The sequence below is a fragment of the Rhizobium sp. TRM95796 genome (assembly GCF_025779995.1).
Lineage (GTDB): Bacteria > Pseudomonadota > Alphaproteobacteria > Rhizobiales > Rhizobiaceae > Rhizobium_E.
In genome coordinates this window covers 1-16967 of record NZ_JAOXHE010000020.1, presented here as the reverse complement: position 1 = coordinate 16967, position 16967 = coordinate 1, and the positions used below count along the sequence as shown (strand labels likewise).

The window sequence follows — 16967 nt, the reverse complement described above, 5'->3', positions numbered from 1 at the left end:
CATAAGGGCGGTACGGTTTTTTTACCATAAACGTCTAGTTTCCGTATCAGGGCGTAAACCGTTTTACGAAGGAAATTCGACTTGACCGCAAACACCGTTTCGACGACCGATGTTCGTATCGAGCGCCAGGCCAGACAGCTTTCGCGACAGCTGAAGCTTCTGTCGGAACATCTCTTTCCGCCGCAATCGCAGAAAAACCTCCGGACGTTTTCCTCCGGCGAAGCCGCGCAGTTGATCGGCGTGTCCGACGGCTATCTTCGCCAGCTCTCGCTCGACGGAAAAGGCCCGTCGCCGGAGGTGACGAGCAGCGGCCGCCGTTCCTATACGCTGGCCCAGATCAATGAGCTTAGGCGGCATCTCGCCACGGTCAAGCCGAAAGACGCGCTGGCGCTGCTGCCGCATCGCCGCGCCGGTGAAAAGCTGCAGACGATCGCCGTGACCAATTTTAAGGGCGGTTCGGCCAAGACGACCACGACGCTCTATCTCGCGCAGTTTCTGGCGCTGAGCGGCTTTCGCGTTCTGGCGATCGATCTCGATCCCCAGGCGTCGCTGTCGTCCATGCTCGGCGTGCAGCCGGAATTCGACCTACGCGACGGCGATACTCTCTACGGCGCCATCCGCTACGACAATGAGCGGCGCAGTCTCAAGGACATTGTCCGGAAAACTTATTTCGACGGCCTACATCTCGTGCCCGGCAATCTCGAACTGATGGAGTTCGAGCATGAGACTCCGCGCGCGCTGGCCGAGCGCCGCAGCACACAGAGCGAGCCTTTTTTCCGACGCGTCGGAGCGGCCATCGCCGAAGTCGAAGCCGATTACGACATCGTCGTGATCGATTGCCCGCCGCAACTCGGTTATCTCACGCTCGGCGCGGTCTGCGCGTCGACATCCATGCTGATCACCATCCATCCGCAAATGGTCGACGTCGCGTCGATGTCGCAGTTTCTGTTGATGACCTCCGATCTGCTCGCCGTGGTTCGTAAGGCGGGCGGAGACCTCTCGCACGACTTCATCAAGTACGTTGTCACACGGCATGAGCCCTTCGATGGTCCTCAGTCGCAGATCGTCGCTCTTTTGCGCAGCCTGTTTTCCGACGATGTGCTCACGGCCACCATCCTCAAATCGACGGCGATTTCGGATGCCGGCCTTTCCAAGCAGACGCTCTATGAAATCGAGCGCGGGCAGGTCCGGAAGTCGACTTACGACCGCGCGCTCGAATCCGTCAATGCCGCCAATTCCGAAGTGTTGGCCAATGTGCTCAAGGTCTGGGGGCGCAAATGAGCAGAAGAACCACCCTCAGCGGTATCTTTCAGCAATCGGTCGAGGGGTTGGCCGCGGCCAACTTCGATGAACGAGAAGAGCCGCGCGGCCATGCAGGTCCGGTCAAATCCATGGCGCTGACCCTGGGCCGAATGGAAGACGAAGCCAAGGCGCTGCAGGAAGCGCTGAAATCCGGCCATCATGTTCAGGACCTCGACCCCGCGTCGATCGATCCATCCTTCGTGCGGGATCGTCTCGAAGACATCGAATTCAGCGAAGACGATCCGTTCGTTCGGTCGATTGCGGAGAATGGCCAGGAGGTTCCTATCCTGGTGCGTCCTCATCCGACAGAGCAGGGGCGTTACCAAGTCGCCTATGGCCACCGTCGGCTCAAGGCCGCCATGGTGCTGGGCATCAAGGTCAAGGCTGTCATTCGCGAGTTCGACGATCAATCGCTGGTGATCGCCCAAGGTATCGAAAACGGCGAGCGCAAGAATCTGTCCTATATCGAGCGCGTCGCCTTTGCTCTGGCGCTCGAGCAGAGAGGCTTTCCCCGACACGTCATCATGAAGGCCCTATCCACCGACAAGACGGAGCTGTCGAAAATGCTTTCCGTCGCCGCCAACGTGCCATCGGAACTGATCCGGCTGGTCGGGTCTGCGCCGGGTATTGGCCGCCGGAAGTGGCTGGCATTGTCGGAGGCTTTGTCGCCGAGGACGCTGGCGACGGCGACTGCGCGGCTCGGAAAAGCGGAGGCGCAAGCACTAACCTCGGATGAGCGGTTCGAATTGGCCCTGGCGTCGGTTACAGCCAAGGGCGGGCGCGAAGCCCCCGCCGTTCAATGGTCGCCCAAAGCAGGCGGCGATATCGCCGCAAGTATCAAGACCGGGAGGAAGACATTCGTACTCTCCCTCAAATCGACGGAGGCTGCGGCCTTCGGAAACTATCTCTCGAAGAGGCTCGATGAGCTCTTCGAGGACTTTGCGAAAACCAGAGGAGACTAACGCAAAAGAAAAAGGCCCCCAAAACGTCGCCGTCGTGGAAGCCTCTCTTCGATTGAGCCCCTAGAGAATCGCATCCCCACGAAAATTAGTCAAGCGTATTCGGCGCCTCTTTGGCGGAGGAATTTCTTTTGCCTTTAGAAAGGTGAAAGACGATGAGGATCGGAGACATAACGACGCCCTTTGGACGGCGGCCGGCGAAGCTTGCGCTGATCAAACGCCAGATCGACGTCAACGACGCCCCCAAGGACAGGGCGGTGGACAAGTGGAAAGTGTTTCGCGACGTCTGCGAAGCGCGCAGCCTGCTCGGTCTCAATGACCGACCGCTCGCTGTGCTCAATGCGTTGTTGAGTTTTTATCCCGATGCGGACTTGATGGAAGGGCAGGGACTTGTGGTCTTTCCATCCAACGCCCAGTTGTCTGTGCGGGCGCATGGCATTTCCGGGGCAACGCTGCGGCGCGCTTTGGCAACGCTGGTGGACGCCGGATTGATCTTCCGTCGCGACAGCCCGAACGGCAAGCGCTACGCCCGCCGGGATCAGGACGGCGATGTCGAGACGGCCTTTGGCTTCAGTCTCCTACCCCTGCTGACGCGGGCGAACGAGCTTGCACTGCTTGCCCAGCAAGTCGCCGCCGAGGCCCGCAGCCTTCGTATTTCACGAGAAAGACTGACCCTCCTTCGGCGAGATCTCCGAAAGCTGATATCAGCCGGCCTGGAAGAAGCCGCGCATGGCGATTGGGCAGGGTTCGAAGACCGCTATATCGGCATTCTCAGCCGCTTGCCGCGGTCCGCCCGCCAGAGCGATGTCGACGCTGCCGTCGAAGCGCTTGCGCGGTTGACGGACGACGTCTCCAACGCCTTGGAAAAGCATCTTAAAACGAGTATTATGATCGGCAATGACCGTCATGATGAGCGGCACATACAGAATTCAAATACCGAATCTATCACTGAATTTGAACCCGCTTCTGACAGAAAGCAGTGGGACAAATCCGCGCCAGGCCAGAAAAGCACGTCGGTGGGGCTGAAGGCGTTTCCATTGGGATTGGTGTTGCGGGCCTGCCCGCAGTTGGCCGACTACGGGCCAGGCGGGGCGATTGCGAACTGGCGCGACCTGATGAGCGCCGCCGTGGTCGTCCGATCGATGCTGGGCGTTAGTCCCTCCGCCTATCAGGACGCCTGCGAAGCCATGGGACCGGAAAACGCCGCCATCGCCATTGCCTGCATCCTCGAACGATCCGGCCATATCAACTCGGCCGGGGGCTATTTGCGAAGCCTCACGGCCAAGACCCGGCAAGGCGAATTCTCGCTTGGACCGGCGCTGATGGCCCTGCTGAAGGCGAATGGTCAGCCGTCGTCCATGAGGGCAGGGTAGGGCCGTGCCAAAACCCTTAGTCGAGCAGCCTGGAGGCGCGGCCGCTGCGGCGTTGGGCATTGTTGTAGTAGCTCGACGCCTGCTGCACCGAGCGATGCCGCGACTGCTCCATGGCTTCCGGCAACGGAATGCCGCGATTGGCGGCCTCGGTGAGATAACCGGAGCGCAGGCCATGGGCGGAAAACTCCCTCGGATCGAGCCCGGCGAGTTGCGCCCGCTGTTTGACGATGTCGTTGACGGCCTTGGGATCGAGCGCCCGCCGGGAAAGATTGCCCCAGCGATCGATGGCGCGGAAGATGCTGCCCGCGTCGATCTTCGATGCTCGGAGCCAGGCGTTCAGCGCTTCGACTGGGCGGCCGGTGAGATAGACGATTTCGTCGCTCTCCGCCGCGCTGGTCTTGGTGCGGCCGAGGTGAATGGACAGCGAGGGGAGGGAACCTCCATCCGCCTCGATCGGCTCTTCCAGCGCCAGTTGCTCCACCCGCAGTCCCGCGATCTCGCTCCGGCGCCGTCCACCGGAGGCGAAGGCGACCATCAGGAGGGCGCGGTCGCGGAGATCGCGCAGACTATCGGTCCTGCAGGTGGCCAAGAGTTTCGCGAGCACATCGCCGGTCACCGCCTTGGCGCTCTTGCGACGCCGCGGTCGAACACTGGCCCGGACGGCGAGCTTGATTGCAGACCTGAGGGCAGGGGAGGCAAAGGCGCCATTGAGCCCGCGCCATTTGGTCAGCGTCGACCAGGTGGCGAGCCGCCGCCGCACCGTGTCCGGCGCATGCGGACCGACCGTACGCAGAAAACCCTGCAGCCGTAGTTTCTCTTCCACATCAGCCGGCATGCCGTGCAGGGGGTCTATAACGCGACGTTCGGGGTCCCAAAGATGATGGGCCACGAACTTCAACAGCAGCGCCTCCGGCGCCGGCCATGGCAGAGCGTTGCCGGTCGAGGCCCGAGACCAGGCCTGCAGATAAGCGAGATCGGAGGTCAGCGCTCTCAGCGTGTTGGCGCCCATGCCCTCATTGACGAGATGACGAAGCGTTTCGACATCCTGATCCGTCAGTAGTTCCGCCAGCTCATCGCGCCGTTCATTGGGCAGCACTGCGGCGATAGTGTCGAGCGTGGCGGCGCGGAGATCGACGGGGTCTTTCATGGATCTGTGAACCTCAGAATTGAAATGTATGGACTGGAATATGATATGCGAGCGATTTGCAAAAGTTCCGTAATCCCCGTATAGTCCGGAACAAAGGAGATCTTCCATGACATCGATTGTGACAGCCGCCGCAGTCTCGAAGAATTTTGGCGCCTATCAGGACGCCGCAGTCCGCGAGCCGGTGATCATCACCAAAAATGGTCGGCCGCGCACAGTGCTGATGGCCTATGAGGATTACATCCGGCTGGCGAAGCGTGATCGGCGTGTCGAGCTCACTACTTCTCTCGATGACGATGAGTTGGCAGCGGTAGAGGCGTCGACGATGGAGCCTGGCCTGGATCATCTCAACGCCGAACTGCTGATGGACAAGAATGCTGCCGACTGACCCGAAAGTCGGCTGGGTCTTTCGCTATTCCTACCTTTGGCGCTGGCAGCATCTGCAAGGGCGGGAAGAGGGTGACAAGGATCGCCCTGCTCTCGTGCTGGCGATTGTCGCCACACTTGAGGATGGAACGCCTGTGGTTCGCGTCCTGCCGATCACGCATTCCCCGCCGTCCGATCTGAGCGAAGCCATCGAAATTCCAGCGGCCACCAAACGCCGCCTGGGCCTCGGTGACGAGCGGTCGTGGATCGTGCTCACCGAGAGCAACCGCTTCGTCTGGCCAGGACCCGATATTCGACCTGTAGACAGCGTAACCGGCTATCACGGCCCTTTGCCGCCGGCTTTGTTCGAAGAGGTGAAGCGACGCTTTGTCGAACTGGCGCGGACCCTGGGCCACAAGGCGACTGCGCGCGCCGATTAAGCGGCATTTCATCCTCTTGTCTGTCATTGAAATCCGCGCGTCCAGCAGTTGATTTGACATGACTCTAAGCCTTGAGAGCCGTCAAATCAATCACTATCGATAAGGGTTACTTATCGATGGTTAGACGCCCAACCACAAATCATACGATGTGAGGAACCATAATATTCAGATAGAGTTCTTATAAGAATTCATTTACTATGATTTCAATGGCTTACGATCTCGCGAAAATCAGCATGACAGCCCTGATGCGGCCGGCTTTCGACGCCGGTTTAGCGCTCACGCGTCTGGACGAGCGGATTGCGCGTTCGCCCGTCGGCGCGGGTTGGATCGAACGCACCCAATTCACCGATGCCTGCGCCTCGCTGTGGATCGACGGCGAGCTCGTCCATCTGGAAGACCTCGTCCTCCACGACGCCACGCGGGATATTCGCACCCCCACCCACGAGCTGACAATCGCCCGTGACGTGCTGCGCACCCGCCGGCGGATTGCTGCGCAGTCGCCGGATTGGGCGTTATCGGCCGAAGGCATCCGAATCTTGCGACAGACTGCGGACATCGGCGCTGAGGTAGTGGAGCCTGCCCGCATTATTCGTCCCGCGGTCGCCATCGATCCGGAAGGGGAGGGGGACGATGTACACGATATCGAAAATCTACCCGGCGTCGACTACGCAGCCATCGATGCAGTGCTTGCCCGCTCCGAATTGGCGATCGAGAACGCAAGCCGGGCCGGCCGCGGCGGCGGTCAAGACAAGGATCCGATGATCTATGATCTCGACTGGGACGAGGATGCCCGGCTCGACGAATGGCGCGGCGTGCTGCGCCAGTCCGAAAGCCTGCCGGCGGTGCTGCAGGCGATCGTCGCCCTCGATGCCTGGAACGAGCTTTCTGTGCTGCAGCACGCGCCCTGGCTCGGACGGCTCCTTGCCGCGTCGATCCTGCGCCAGGCCGGTGTGACGTCGCGCGCGCATCTCGGCGCCGTCAATCTCGGCCTAAAAACCATTCCGGTCGATCGGCGCCGGCATCGCGACCGGGAGACCCGGCTGCTCGCCATCGCACACGGCCTAATCGCGGCCGCCGAGATTGGACTGAAGGAGCATGATCGGCTGGCGCTGGCGAAAACGATGATGGACCGAAAGCTGGAAGGACGGCGGACGTCTTCGAAGCTGCCGGAGTTGGTCGAGCTGGTGATGGCGAAGCCGCTCGTGTCGGCCGGGATGGTGGCGAAGACGCTCGAGGTGACGCCACAGGCGGCGCGGCGGATCGTGTCGGAGCTCGGGCTCCGCGAGATGACGGGGAGGGGGAGGTTTCGGGCGTGGGGCATCTTGTGATGCTTTTTCCCTGTTCTACCGCAATCGCAGATATTGCGACATCAGGGCTGTATAGGATGGCACCGAACAGGATTGCCGAGCAAGTGCCTCTGCGTGCCTTCGACGATATGAATCTTCGTGTCGCCGCACTGCTGCCGGCGGAGCCCGGCACAAGCTGGAATTTGCAGTCGACGGACAAAGGCATTATGTTAGCGGCGGAATAGGAGTTCGACGATGCTCTTGCAGAAATACCGCGAGAACAAGGAAGCCCTCATGCAGATTGGCAAGGAAGCTCTTGCCGAGAGTCGTCGGCTGGGCTTGCCACTCTCCGCCAAGGACCTCGAGAACGAGCGCAAGGATCGCGCCGAGCGCGAGCATGAAGAGCGCGTTCCCGCCGCCATGAGGCAGTAATCGCTTCATGCCGGAACTGTCCTTTGTAATCCTTGGAGGCCCGAACGGCTCCGGCAAATCATCCGCATTCGCAAAGCTGAAGCTCGAAGGTGTCTGGATCAACGCCGACGAGATCGCGAAGACATTGCCCGAGTCCGACGACGGCAAGTCGAAGGAACGGCGAGCCTCCGAAGCAGCTCTCCGCAAGATCGCGGAGATGATCGAAACCCGGCAATCCTTCATCTTCGAAAGCACGCTGAGCAGCCAGCAATCCATCCGGCTGATGCGCGAGGCGAAAGCGGCCGGGTTCAAGGTCGGCCTCTATTATGTCGCCCTGGATTCCGTCGAGACGAACATCGAGCGCGTTAAGCGCCGGGTTGAGAAGGGCGGTCACGACATACCGGAAGCGGATATCCGCAGGCGACACAAAGGCTCGCTGGAAAAGCTGACCGAAGCCCTGAGGCTCGCAGACGAAGTGATTCTTATGGACAACAGCGGCCTGACACCGCACGAGGTGTTCGAGATCCGCTCCGGCGTGGTCCAGTCCTTCAACATCGACGATCGGCAGGAGCTGCATCGCCTGTTTTCGGCCAAGGTCTGTGAGGCCTATGGATTGGTGCGCTACGGCCGCGGATTCCGGAAGGTACCGAAGCTGGCTGCTCGTCGCGGCGACGACGTGACATCCGACACTCCGAAACCGTCTCCTGGACATCGGCCGAAGACTGCAGGCGTGAAGTGAGAATGGCATGTTCGAACTGATCAATCTTCTCGAAACCGTGTACCGGACCATCTCGGCCGATCTCGAAGCATGGTTCAGGCAGTTTCCCGAGGGTTTAGCGTGGAACGTCTTTTCCGATTACTGCATCGGAGATTCAAACAAGGCGAATGACACCTTTGCCTTCGCGATAGTTCTCAATCACGACACCCAGTCGAACATCGAGGAATACATCGCGGCGGTAGCGCCTAGCGACATCAAAGGATCTCGGTCGTCGTCGCAGGGCCTCATCGAATATCTGAGCTGCCCTGTCGTCTTCAGCGTCAGCTACCTAATCGAGAAGAAGTCGAAGCTGCTTCGCGACTACATGACCGACGACAACATCCGCGGCGCTCTTCAGGACATGCGGGATGTCGTTTCTCAAATGGTGGTAATGATGCCCGAGAAGGCTGATCATTACCGCGCGGTGGACAGGCGGCTGGCGAGCTTCCAGACCGAGATGAAAAAGCGCTCTCCAAATTCCAATCTGGCTCGACAGATTCTTCTCTGTTCGGCTTTTGCCTCGATCGTTTGTCGGCATCTGGCAGTCAAAAAGAAGCCCAAATTCATCCGCTGGATCAGCGACCGGGACGCCATGTTCGACAAGCATGATAAAGTGGCCTTCGATCTGTCCTTCCTATATTTCCATCTTCACCGGATGATGAATGGTCAGGTTGCTCTCGAGCCAGAGTTCTATTTCGGTCTGCCCGGATGGGACGGAGAGAACGAGTACGCTGAGTTCATTCGGATTGCTGATTACCTTGCTGGCACGCTGGCTGACATCAAGCTGCCTGAGATGACGTTCTCGCATGCGAAGTTTGAACCAGTCTTCCGGAACCTCTTCGTCAACGGGCCGAACGCTGCCCTCGTCGAAGTTCTCGCTCGAGACGGCGGAGGTGTTACCGCACGTCGCCTGGTCCCGACTGCGCCGATCATCCTGTAAGGGAAAAGACTGTCTCCGGTTGGCAGACTTTTGATGTCGCGCCACGGCGACCACGAACTTGAGGGCTTGCCGTAAGGGAAATCTATCCGGCGTGGGGTCCGTCTGCACCCTGACATGATTGTCGCCGGTGGCGAACGACGCAAGAGCCTCTTGAGGGCCCTCCCCTTTTGAAATCATGATGCTATGGTTGTGGAAGCGAGGGGTGTCCGTCGTCGAATGATTTGAGACTTTTTGGGCTCTGGAAGATTGGAGTTTCCTGCTCGGTTTGCGGGTTGATTTAAGCTGCTTTGGCCTGGTGGTTCAAGCGGCGCAGTTTGATCGTGTCTTGTTTGATCCTTTCGCGTTCGAGCAGGATGGTCTGGCCGCGCCCGAAGTAGACGTCGGCTGGGGTAAGATTGTCGAGGCTCTCGTGGTATCGGCGATGGTTGTAGTGCTCAACGAAGGCGGCGATCTGGGCTTCGAGGTCTTCCTTGAAGAAGTAGTTTTCCAGCAGGATGCGGTTCTTCAACGTCTGATGCCAGCGTTCGATTTTCCCTTGTGTCTGCGGATGGCCGGGAGCGCCGTGGACCTGGTCGATCTTGTATTTGTCCAGCCATTCGCCGAGATCGGAAGCGACGTAACACGGTCCGTTGTCGGACAGCAGGCGCGGTCGATGTTCGACCTTGACCTTGTCGCAGCCTGAGGCGGCCAGCGCCAGGTCGAGCGTGGCTGTGACATCGTCTACCTTCATGCTGGTGCACAGCTTCCAGGCGATGATGTAGCGCGAGAAGTCGTCAAGAATGGTCGACAGATAAAACCATCCCCAGCCGATGACCTTCAAGTAGGTGAAGTCGGTTTGCCACATCTCGTTCGGCCGCGTGGTCTTGTCCTTGAACTCGTCATTGGCCTTGATGACGATATAGGCTGGCGACGTGATCAGATCATGGGCCTTGAGCAGGCGGTAGACAGAAGCCTCTGATACGAAATAGCTTTCCGTGTCGGTGAACTTCACCGCCAGCTCGCGTGGCGACAGATCGGCGTGGTCCAGCGCCATCTCAATGATCCTGCCCCTGATATCGTCGGGGATGCGGTTCCACACCCGTGGCGGCGCGGACGTCCGGTCTTCCAGTCCCTCGACACCGTGGGTCTGGAACCGGTCATACCATCTGTAAAATGTTGGCCTGGGAATGCCGAGCTTGTCGAGGGTTTGCCGGACCGACAAATGTGACTTCTCGACCAGCCGGATGATCTCAAGTTTCTCCGTGGCGGGATATCTCATTCCTCGTCGCCCCCATGCCCGATCATGCTTTTTTTGAGCAGGCGGTTCTCCAGGGTGAGGTCGGCCAGCGCCTCCTTCAGGTCGCGGCTCTCCTTGCGAAGGGCTTTAACCTCGTCACTCGTTGCCGAACGGGCAGTGTCGCCTGCAAGCCGCTTCTTGCCAGCTTCGAGGAATTCCTTCGACCAGCTATAATACAGGCTCTCCGCGATCCCCTCACGGCGGCAGATCGCGGCAATGCTGTCTTCGCCACGCAGGCCCTCCAGCACGATGCGGATTTTGTCTTCCGCAGAATGGTGCTTGCGCGTGGCGCGGCGGATGTCCTTGATCGTCTTCTCAGCCGCTGATGTCTGCGGCCCGGATTTCTGTCTCATCTTCGCTTCCTTTGAATGAGCTACGATGAGCCGAAAATCCTCTCTTCTCAATTAAGCCAGTTCTGTCTCATGGGCGCTGATGGCGGACAGCGAGGGGTATGCATGTTTTGGAAGAAGAAGCAGGATCGGGTGGTAGCTGAGCCAGTTGTTACGGCGATGAAGCCAGGGCCGAAATCGAAACAGGACGAGCTTGAGGAGGCAGCGAAGAAGCTGGCCTCATCGCTCCGAACCTATGCCGATGCCTCGTATGCAGCCCAGCAGGTTGCTCCGGATGAGGAGCTGAAGGCGGCTTATCGCAAGGTCGAGATTGCGCGCAAGATCGTTAGAGAGGGCCGGATAGCGCATGCGCTCGGGTGCTGCCTGCCAGAACACATGAGCCATTGGCACGCATGGAGCCAGCGAGATGACTTCATGAGATGGGTGAAGTTCGACGCCAGCAACATCGTCTCCACCCGAGCCACCGAAGAGATCGGTGCGCGCCGTATCGAGGTGACGACGAACGACTTCATCTTCAATGATCGGCCATATCGCCTCGTCTTCCGCAACGGCGGACTGTCGTCGGCTCCGGGAGATGACACCTACCGCGGAGAGGTCCATTTCTACGCAGGCGAGATCTGCGTTGCCAAGTTCGATATCTGCAAGGATCTGATGGACGAATATGCCCAGTGGGAGTTCGTTGACGTGACAGGATTCCGCGTTGGTGCGTGGATGCAGGATGTCCTTGACATGACGGCCCAGATCGAAGCGAGCCAGCAGAGGGTCATTAGTGATTTTATCGACGAGCGTGCCCGCAAGGCCGCCGACGAGATCGACCTCGGCTGATCTCGATGTTGAAGTTCCTTGCGAGCGTGCTGGACCAAATGGATCTCGCCCTTGAGCATATCCAAAAGGGCGGCGTTCACGATGCCCGGTTCGGGCTCATGTTGACCGACAATGCTATCGAACTCGCCATGCACGAGCTTGCGAAGAACAAGCACAGTGAGCTGAAGGCGTCATGGATCCAGAGAGAGAGGTATCAGCACACGAAGGAGCTCGACGAAGCGATGGGCCGCGTCTTCGAGGCGAAGCTAAAGTTTGCTAAGCTCGAAGGTCTCCTGACGGAGGAGCAGGCGCGAACGGTTGCGATCATGCACAACTTTCGGAATGAGCTTTACCACGTCGGCCTGCAGCACGAAGCGATCCTGCCAGCCCTCTCCCGCTTCTATTTCTCCACGGCTTGCACTGTTCTTGGGGCCTATCGGATCCGGTATTTCAGCTATTGGCATGGTCTCGAGCTTCCGGAGAGATCGAAGAAGTATTTTACCAGCCGCGGCGACTACTCCCCCGCCCAGCAGGATGATTTCGCGAAGGCCTGCCGCACGATGGACGCGCAGTGCAACCATAAGAAGTCCGACACGATCCGGGCGCTTGCTGACAACATGGAGCAGATCATCGATGACCAAGACACCAATCTCGATATTGTGGCCGAGGGTGTCTATGTCAGTCAGCGACGAACTCGAGATCAGGCAACAGTCGAGTGCCAGACGTGGCCGCTAGCCTTCTCGGACGAGGGCCGGAACTATGCGAAGGAGAGAGGCTTCTCGGGCGAGACCCTCGAGCTGCTGGAGTGGCTCGGAGCCAACTATCCGCTGCGCTTCAAGAAAGATCCGATCCCAGGATGGCGAAGACAGGTCGCTCGGCTCCGTTCCAAGGCAAGCCCGCATGTGGCTCTGGAAAACTACGCCGCTTTCATTGAGCATACAGCGCAGCTCCGCGAAGCATTAGACGAAAGCGCGATGGCCGCCGAGGCCGAGATCGATCGTCTTGTCGACGAGAGGCGGGGGAAGTGAGCATATTCGCGCATGAGAAGCCGCAATGGCCATCTTGCCCGTCGTTCAGAGTACCATCTCTTAGCTGAACGTAATCGGCTGCGCGGGGGAAGCGTTAGAGCCAGTGGCGTGCCGAAGGAACGCAATTTTGCCGTGACTCGACCCATGCAAGATGAAACTCGCTCAAACTGCCATCCGGCGGTGACACTAGGCCGACGAGAGCGGGTCGTGCACCGTATCAGGATGATAATGGCCCACGATATGATCCGGAGATAGATCGGTTGATAGGCTGAACCCACTTCCCGCTCCGGGGCTAAGTGCGTAAGGTTGCAATTCGTCCACCAGTTCGCAGAACAGATATTCAAGAAGCAAACCTGCAAACTCTTCCAGAGTATAATCTGGAATCTGAGACATCGGGATGTCACAAACGAACATTGTCGGACGCCCGATCTCTTTCAGAATTCGCTTTATTTCCCAACTGCTACCGAGACCTATACCGAGGCAGTAGAGATATTCACTCCCATAGACGAGATAGTGGCCCGAGCAGCCAGAGCGGGTTATTAGGTTTCGCTCGTCGGCGCAAAAATAGAGCCGGCCCTCCCGGCCGCCCGTCGTCTTGCGAGCGTCGATCTCCTGGATGGCGCGCTGCAGTCGTTCCTCATTGGTGAACTGGAGTCTACCGTTGAGAAAAAGCAATCTTGCTCGATCTTCAATATCGTCAGAACGGAGAAAGCGCAGACCGTTGTTATAAAACGGCGCCAAATCATTCGTTCGGGTACCGTGAGCGGCGCGAAAAAAGCGATACTTCTGCCGGAGGCGCTGCGCGGTCAGCTCTTTTATGTTCACGAGCTCTCCCGTCACCTCAAAAATCAGCTCGTCCAGCCAGCTCAGGTCATCGGATACGACGAACTCCGGGGACGCTTCTTTAAACGCGAGTTTGGCATCGTCGGTGATCACATCGCCGAGGAGGGACCAGATTGTCTTCCGCCAGGAATCTACAAGCGGATAACAGAAAACGTCTCCGGAGACTTTGCCACGGAGTAAGGGATCTTCGGCTATTTCGCGATCCTCGTTGCCGGGTAACATCAACCCGGTCAGCTCGCATGTAGACCATCGGTAGTTCATGCATCCCTCGCCAGTTCTGTAACCTCGACGCTACAGCCGTGCTTTTCGAGTAAAGCTTTTAAACGCACGACACGGCTATGAGGAATGGCGACCACGAGAAGCCGTTCAGCGCGAGAGGCCGCAACGTAAATTTTTCGAGCATCTTCTTCCCATTTGACGGCCGGGCTTCCCTCAAGGAAGTCGAGGATTCCACCACTGGTCTGGGTGGTCATGACCACGCAGACCGCAGGAAATTCCATGCCCTTTACCGAATGGATTGTCCTGGCTGGTGATGATTGGAGTGGCGGCCGGGAAAGAACGGAGCCGAGGTCATTATGCCTCCTCAATCTTTGGCCAATTTTCCGCGTGCCGACGAGGCCAGGGCTGAGTATAGATCGTGCACGAGCCAGCCAATCGTCTGCCGTCTCGCCATCCCGGACACCTAGATCATTTGCTATCGCGATGACGGCAGGACGCCACCGACCATCGTCAAGGCTCGTCTCAGCGACGTGGGCATGATAACTTCCGAGCGATGGGATCCGATCTTGCACGTAGAGTATCGTGCGATGCAAATTGACAAGCGCCTCCTTGCGGTTTCCTGAAGCAAAGGCAAAGTGATATTGCATCGCCGCCTCCGCGAGAAGCAACGTCATTTCCTTGGTTCGGCTAACGGTCGGTTGGCCGATGGCGTTACTTCCGCTTGGTCGTGTCGAGGCGATTACCGGCGCGGCGTCCAAGGGGATTTTGTATCGCTCGGCGATCTTCTGATAGGCGGCGCCAATCGCCGCCGTTACTTTCGTACCCGGATAGGACAGGATATGAACCGGCGTAAGGTCATGCTTGTGCTGGCCGAGCGGTTTGTCGATTGTTGCCGCGCCACCAGGTGGCTTCAGTGCCACGACTGCCGAGCAGATCGCAGGTGATGATCGAAAATTGCCGGTCATCGATAGCTGCTGATCGTTAGGGAACGTCTTCGCAAATTTCATCAACTCATCGGTGACCCCGCCCCGAAACTGGTAGATCGACTGGTGCGGATCGCAAATTACTTTGATCGCGATGCCGGCCGTTCTCAGCCAGGCGACGATGTCAAGATCCGCCGGATTGCAGTCTTGAGCTTCATCGACGATTACCTCGCAAAAGCGAGCGGCCAGCGCCTTTCCTACTCGATCTCGAAAATTGCTATCACCCAATCGCTGTGACACGATCCACCGCACATCGTCGAAGTCGATCATCCCCTTGGCCAGGGCATTTTTCTGCGTGCGGACTGCTGCGGTTTCCCACGCGGTTATGTTACGAGTCTCAACATCGAAACCCGCTTCTTTCAACAAGTTTTCATCGGCATCCCCGGTCTCTCTATCGAAAACGCGGAAGGGCAGCGCCTGAGCGTTGGGGAACGGCACTATTTCCCACTCGGATTTGTCAGGGACGAGCCGGGGTAGAGCGGCACTGCCTGGGATTCCGAATGGTTGAATCAGGAACTGCCAGAGGAACCTGTCAAATGTTCCGATGAAACTCGGGAAGAGCGGCGTTGGCAGGACACGTAATACTCTCAGGCGAGCTTCGAGCTCTTCGACCGCTGCGTTTGTGAAAGAGAGAAAGGCAATGCCGCTCCGGAGTTTCCGGTCTTGCAGCACCGTCCTCGCTCGCTCGACGAGGGTTCGTGTTTTCCCGGCCCCAGGGCAGGCGGTAATGAAAGCGGACCCCGTATGGTTGATGATCGTCCTCTGTTCATCAGTCGGTTTGAAAGACTTCTGGGTCACGAGACCACCGCCTCGATCGCGTCGCCAATGTAGCCAGGAACGTTGAAGGCTTCGCCGTCCTCGATTCGCTTGGCCAGTATCTGGGCGAAGTCACCTTTTCGGGTCGTCTTGAAGATTTTGTGGATCGCTTTCGCTCGGGCGTCGCCCGACAAACCAACAGCGTTATCCCACTTCCGTCGAGACCTCGGATGAAGATCGAGGTACACTTTGCGGAGAATGTCGACGTTCCCAGCCTCGATTAGTTCGGTTTCCAAGGAGTAGGTGCTGGCTATCGCCTTGAAGTGATCAATCCCCCCAAGCTCCGTCGCCAGATCGTCAAATTCTTTCTTGCGCCGCTCTCCGGGGATTACGGGATCGACAGTTTGCGCCTGCGTGACAGCTTCATCCATTTCCCGATCGAGCGCTTGCGCAACCTCTTCCTGCACTAAGGCGCTCTCAGCGCTGTCTTTCGATCTAAGTGTTGCGCCGGCACCAGCGCTCTCGTTCATCTCGTCCTGAGCATCGTCGTCGTCTTCATCATCGTCGGCCGCTCTGTCGCCATCGGTCATAACAACAAGTCGATCGGCAATGCGGGCGTCGTTTATCGACGTCAGCAGCAACTTTATATACGGCGCGAAGTCGACACCGTCGATGGGCACGAAGACAGTCGACATGAATAGCCGCAGCTTTTCCGGGTGACCCTTCAAAGTGTGGTATTTCGCAATAATGGGAAGCAACAAAGCCTCCGCGATACCCTCGACGAGGAGCACGCGACCACCGAACAGGAGTGCAGCTTTGGTAACGTCGAGATAACGATCGATTTTCCGGCGCTCGCCGTCGTCAAGGGGGAGTTTGCAAAGCGGAATGACGCGCGTCGATCTGCGCATCGCTGCGGCTGTCATCGTCGCGACCACAACACCGTCCTTCAATTCCTCTGGGGAGTAGGTCTCGGACGTTGCGCTGCTCTCGATTACAGCCGCGTCGGCCAGCTGTGGCTCGGGTTCCGCTTTGTCGCTCTCCGAGAGAGGGGCTGGCACTGCTACCGACTTGAACAAGACCAGTCTTTCGTTAGCCACCCACGCCGATAAGTTTGGTGAGTGTGTCGCGACGACAACTTGAAGCTCCCCGGCCAAGGATCCATCGTCAGGCGGTGTCGACCGAGAGAGGGCGGCCTGATCGCGAAGAAACGACAGGACGGCGGCCTGTAGCTGAGGGTGCAGGTGTGCTTCCGGCTCCTCCACCAGAAAAAGGGTTAGATCGGCCGTCCGAACCTTTTCGAGTTCCACCGCAATGGTCGCCATGAACAACAGGTTGGCATAACCATGTCCTGAATATCGCAGATCTTCTGGATCCACGCCATGATCGGCGAGTTTGAAGCGAAGGTCGCGAGCGATGTCGACCAGGGCTTCATCCGATGCAAAGCCCAGAGACGCAGTTTGCCGCCGCACGCCGGAAGTAAGCGCTTGCAATCCTTTGTCGACGGCGCCGTCGACCTTTTGAAGTATGTCGTGTGAGTGAGTGCGTGCCAGATCCTTGGCCAGTTGCGCTGGCGACGATCCGTCGAGGAAATGCGTGAGGAGAGCCATGATCCGGGTCGGGTTTCCCGACGCGAGCGATCGCTTCGCATCTCTCAGAGTCTGACTCGAAAAGCCTTCAACGATATCCATACCTTGCAAGCCGTCTGGTGATCAGGCGGATGTGGGCGATCA

At 58.5% G+C, this 16967-nt stretch carries 16 protein-coding genes; 11 read left to right on the top strand and 5 right to left on the bottom strand.

Annotation, left to right across the window (positions count from 1 at the left end):
• Nucleotides 1-81: 81 nt before the first annotated feature.
• From repA to repC, 3 genes are all read left to right on the top strand, one after another.
• Complete coding sequence (repA, locus tag OCK01_RS25870) at nt 82-1281, top strand: plasmid partitioning protein RepA (RefSeq protein WP_263826471.1); 1200 nt, start codon at nt 82-84, stop codon at nt 1279-1281.
• Nucleotides 1278-2264 (top strand): plasmid partitioning protein RepB, encoded by a 987-nt coding sequence (repB, locus tag OCK01_RS25865; protein WP_263826470.1) that lies wholly within the window; start codon nt 1278-1280, stop codon nt 2262-2264. Before repA ends, repB begins: the two co-directional genes overlap by 4 nt.
• A gap of 152 nt (nt 2265-2416) precedes the next feature.
• A complete protein-coding gene (gene repC / locus OCK01_RS25860) occupies nt 2417-3634 on the top strand; it encodes a plasmid replication protein RepC (RefSeq protein WP_263826469.1) in 1218 nt (405 codons plus the stop codon).
• Between the two features lie 16 nt (nt 3635-3650).
• On the opposite strand, the gene OCK01_RS25855 is transcribed toward repC, so the two are convergent.
• Entirely contained in the window at nt 3651-4781 is a 1131-nt protein-coding gene (locus OCK01_RS25855; RefSeq protein ID WP_263826468.1) for a site-specific integrase, read from the bottom strand.
• A 106-nt stretch (nt 4782-4887) separates the two neighbouring features.
• Here OCK01_RS25855 and OCK01_RS25850 point away from each other — a divergent pair, with 106 nt between their 5' ends.
• The 6 genes from OCK01_RS25850 (at nt 4888) to OCK01_RS25825 (ending at nt 8978) form a co-directional block, all read left to right on the top strand.
• A complete protein-coding gene (locus OCK01_RS25850) occupies nt 4888-5166 on the top strand; it encodes a type II toxin-antitoxin system Phd/YefM family antitoxin (RefSeq protein ID WP_263826467.1) in 279 nt (92 codons plus the stop codon).
• The gene (locus OCK01_RS25845) at nt 5153-5584 is read left to right on the top strand and encodes a type II toxin-antitoxin system PemK/MazF family toxin (protein WP_263826466.1); all 432 of its coding nucleotides are present in this window, start codon (nt 5153-5155) and stop codon (nt 5582-5584) included. Before OCK01_RS25850 ends, OCK01_RS25845 begins: the two co-directional genes overlap by 14 nt.
• Nucleotides 5585-5781: 197 nt before the next feature.
• Complete coding sequence (locus OCK01_RS25840; protein WP_263826465.1) at nt 5782-6912, top strand: RHE_PE00001 family protein; 1131 nt, start codon at nt 5782-5784, stop codon at nt 6910-6912.
• 213 nt (nt 6913-7125) lie between these two features.
• Entirely contained in the window at nt 7126-7302 is a 177-nt protein-coding gene (locus OCK01_RS25835; RefSeq protein ID WP_263826464.1) for a hypothetical protein, read from the top strand.
• A 7-nt stretch (nt 7303-7309) separates the two neighbouring features.
• Entirely contained in the window at nt 7310-8020 is a 711-nt protein-coding gene (locus tag OCK01_RS25830; protein WP_263826463.1) for a zeta toxin family protein, read from the top strand.
• Nucleotides 8021-8027: 7 nt separating this feature from the next.
• Nucleotides 8028-8978: a hypothetical protein gene (locus OCK01_RS25825; RefSeq protein ID WP_263826462.1), complete on the top strand. Its 951-nt coding sequence runs from the start codon at nt 8028-8030 to the stop codon at nt 8976-8978.
• A 277-nt stretch (nt 8979-9255) separates the two neighbouring features.
• Here the strand turns inward: OCK01_RS25825 and OCK01_RS25820 are convergent.
• Nucleotides 9256-10607 (bottom strand): IS3 family transposase gene (locus tag OCK01_RS25820; protein ID WP_263826509.1). Its coding sequence is split into 2 segments (ribosomal slippage): nt 9256-10271 and nt 10271-10607, totalling 1353 coding nucleotides; the frame shifts between segments, so codons are not numbered across the junction.
• Between the two features lie 102 nt (nt 10608-10709).
• On the opposite strand from OCK01_RS25820, the gene OCK01_RS25815 reads away from it, so the two are divergent.
• Complete coding sequence (locus tag OCK01_RS25815; RefSeq protein WP_263826461.1) at nt 10710-11429, top strand: hypothetical protein; 720 nt, start codon at nt 10710-10712, stop codon at nt 11427-11429.
• Between the two features lie 5 nt (nt 11430-11434).
• Nucleotides 11435-12436, top strand: a complete 1002-nt coding sequence (locus tag OCK01_RS25810; RefSeq protein ID WP_263826460.1) for a hypothetical protein — start codon at nt 11435-11437, stop codon at nt 12434-12436.
• Between the two features lie 186 nt (nt 12437-12622).
• Here the strand turns inward: OCK01_RS25810 and OCK01_RS25805 are convergent, their stop codons facing one another.
• Genes OCK01_RS25805 through OCK01_RS25795 form a run of 3 tightly spaced genes read right to left on the bottom strand, consistent with a single transcriptional unit; the run spans nt 12623 to nt 16925 of the window.
• Entirely contained in the window at nt 12623-13540 is a 918-nt protein-coding gene (locus OCK01_RS25805) for a hypothetical protein (protein ID WP_263826459.1), read from the bottom strand.
• Nucleotides 13537-15279 carry a UvrD-helicase domain-containing protein gene (locus OCK01_RS25800; protein ID WP_263826458.1) on the bottom strand — a complete coding sequence of 581 codons (1743 nt, stop codon included), beginning with the start codon at nt 15277-15279 and terminating at the stop codon, nt 13537-13539. The genes OCK01_RS25805 and OCK01_RS25800 overlap by 4 nt, the downstream gene beginning before the upstream one ends.
• On the bottom strand, nt 15276-16925 hold the full coding sequence (locus OCK01_RS25795) for an ATP-dependent nuclease (protein ID WP_263826457.1): 1650 nt from the start codon (nt 16923-16925) through the stop codon (nt 15276-15278). The genes OCK01_RS25800 and OCK01_RS25795 overlap by 4 nt, the downstream gene beginning before the upstream one ends.
• Nucleotides 16926-16967: the final 42 nt, after the last annotated feature.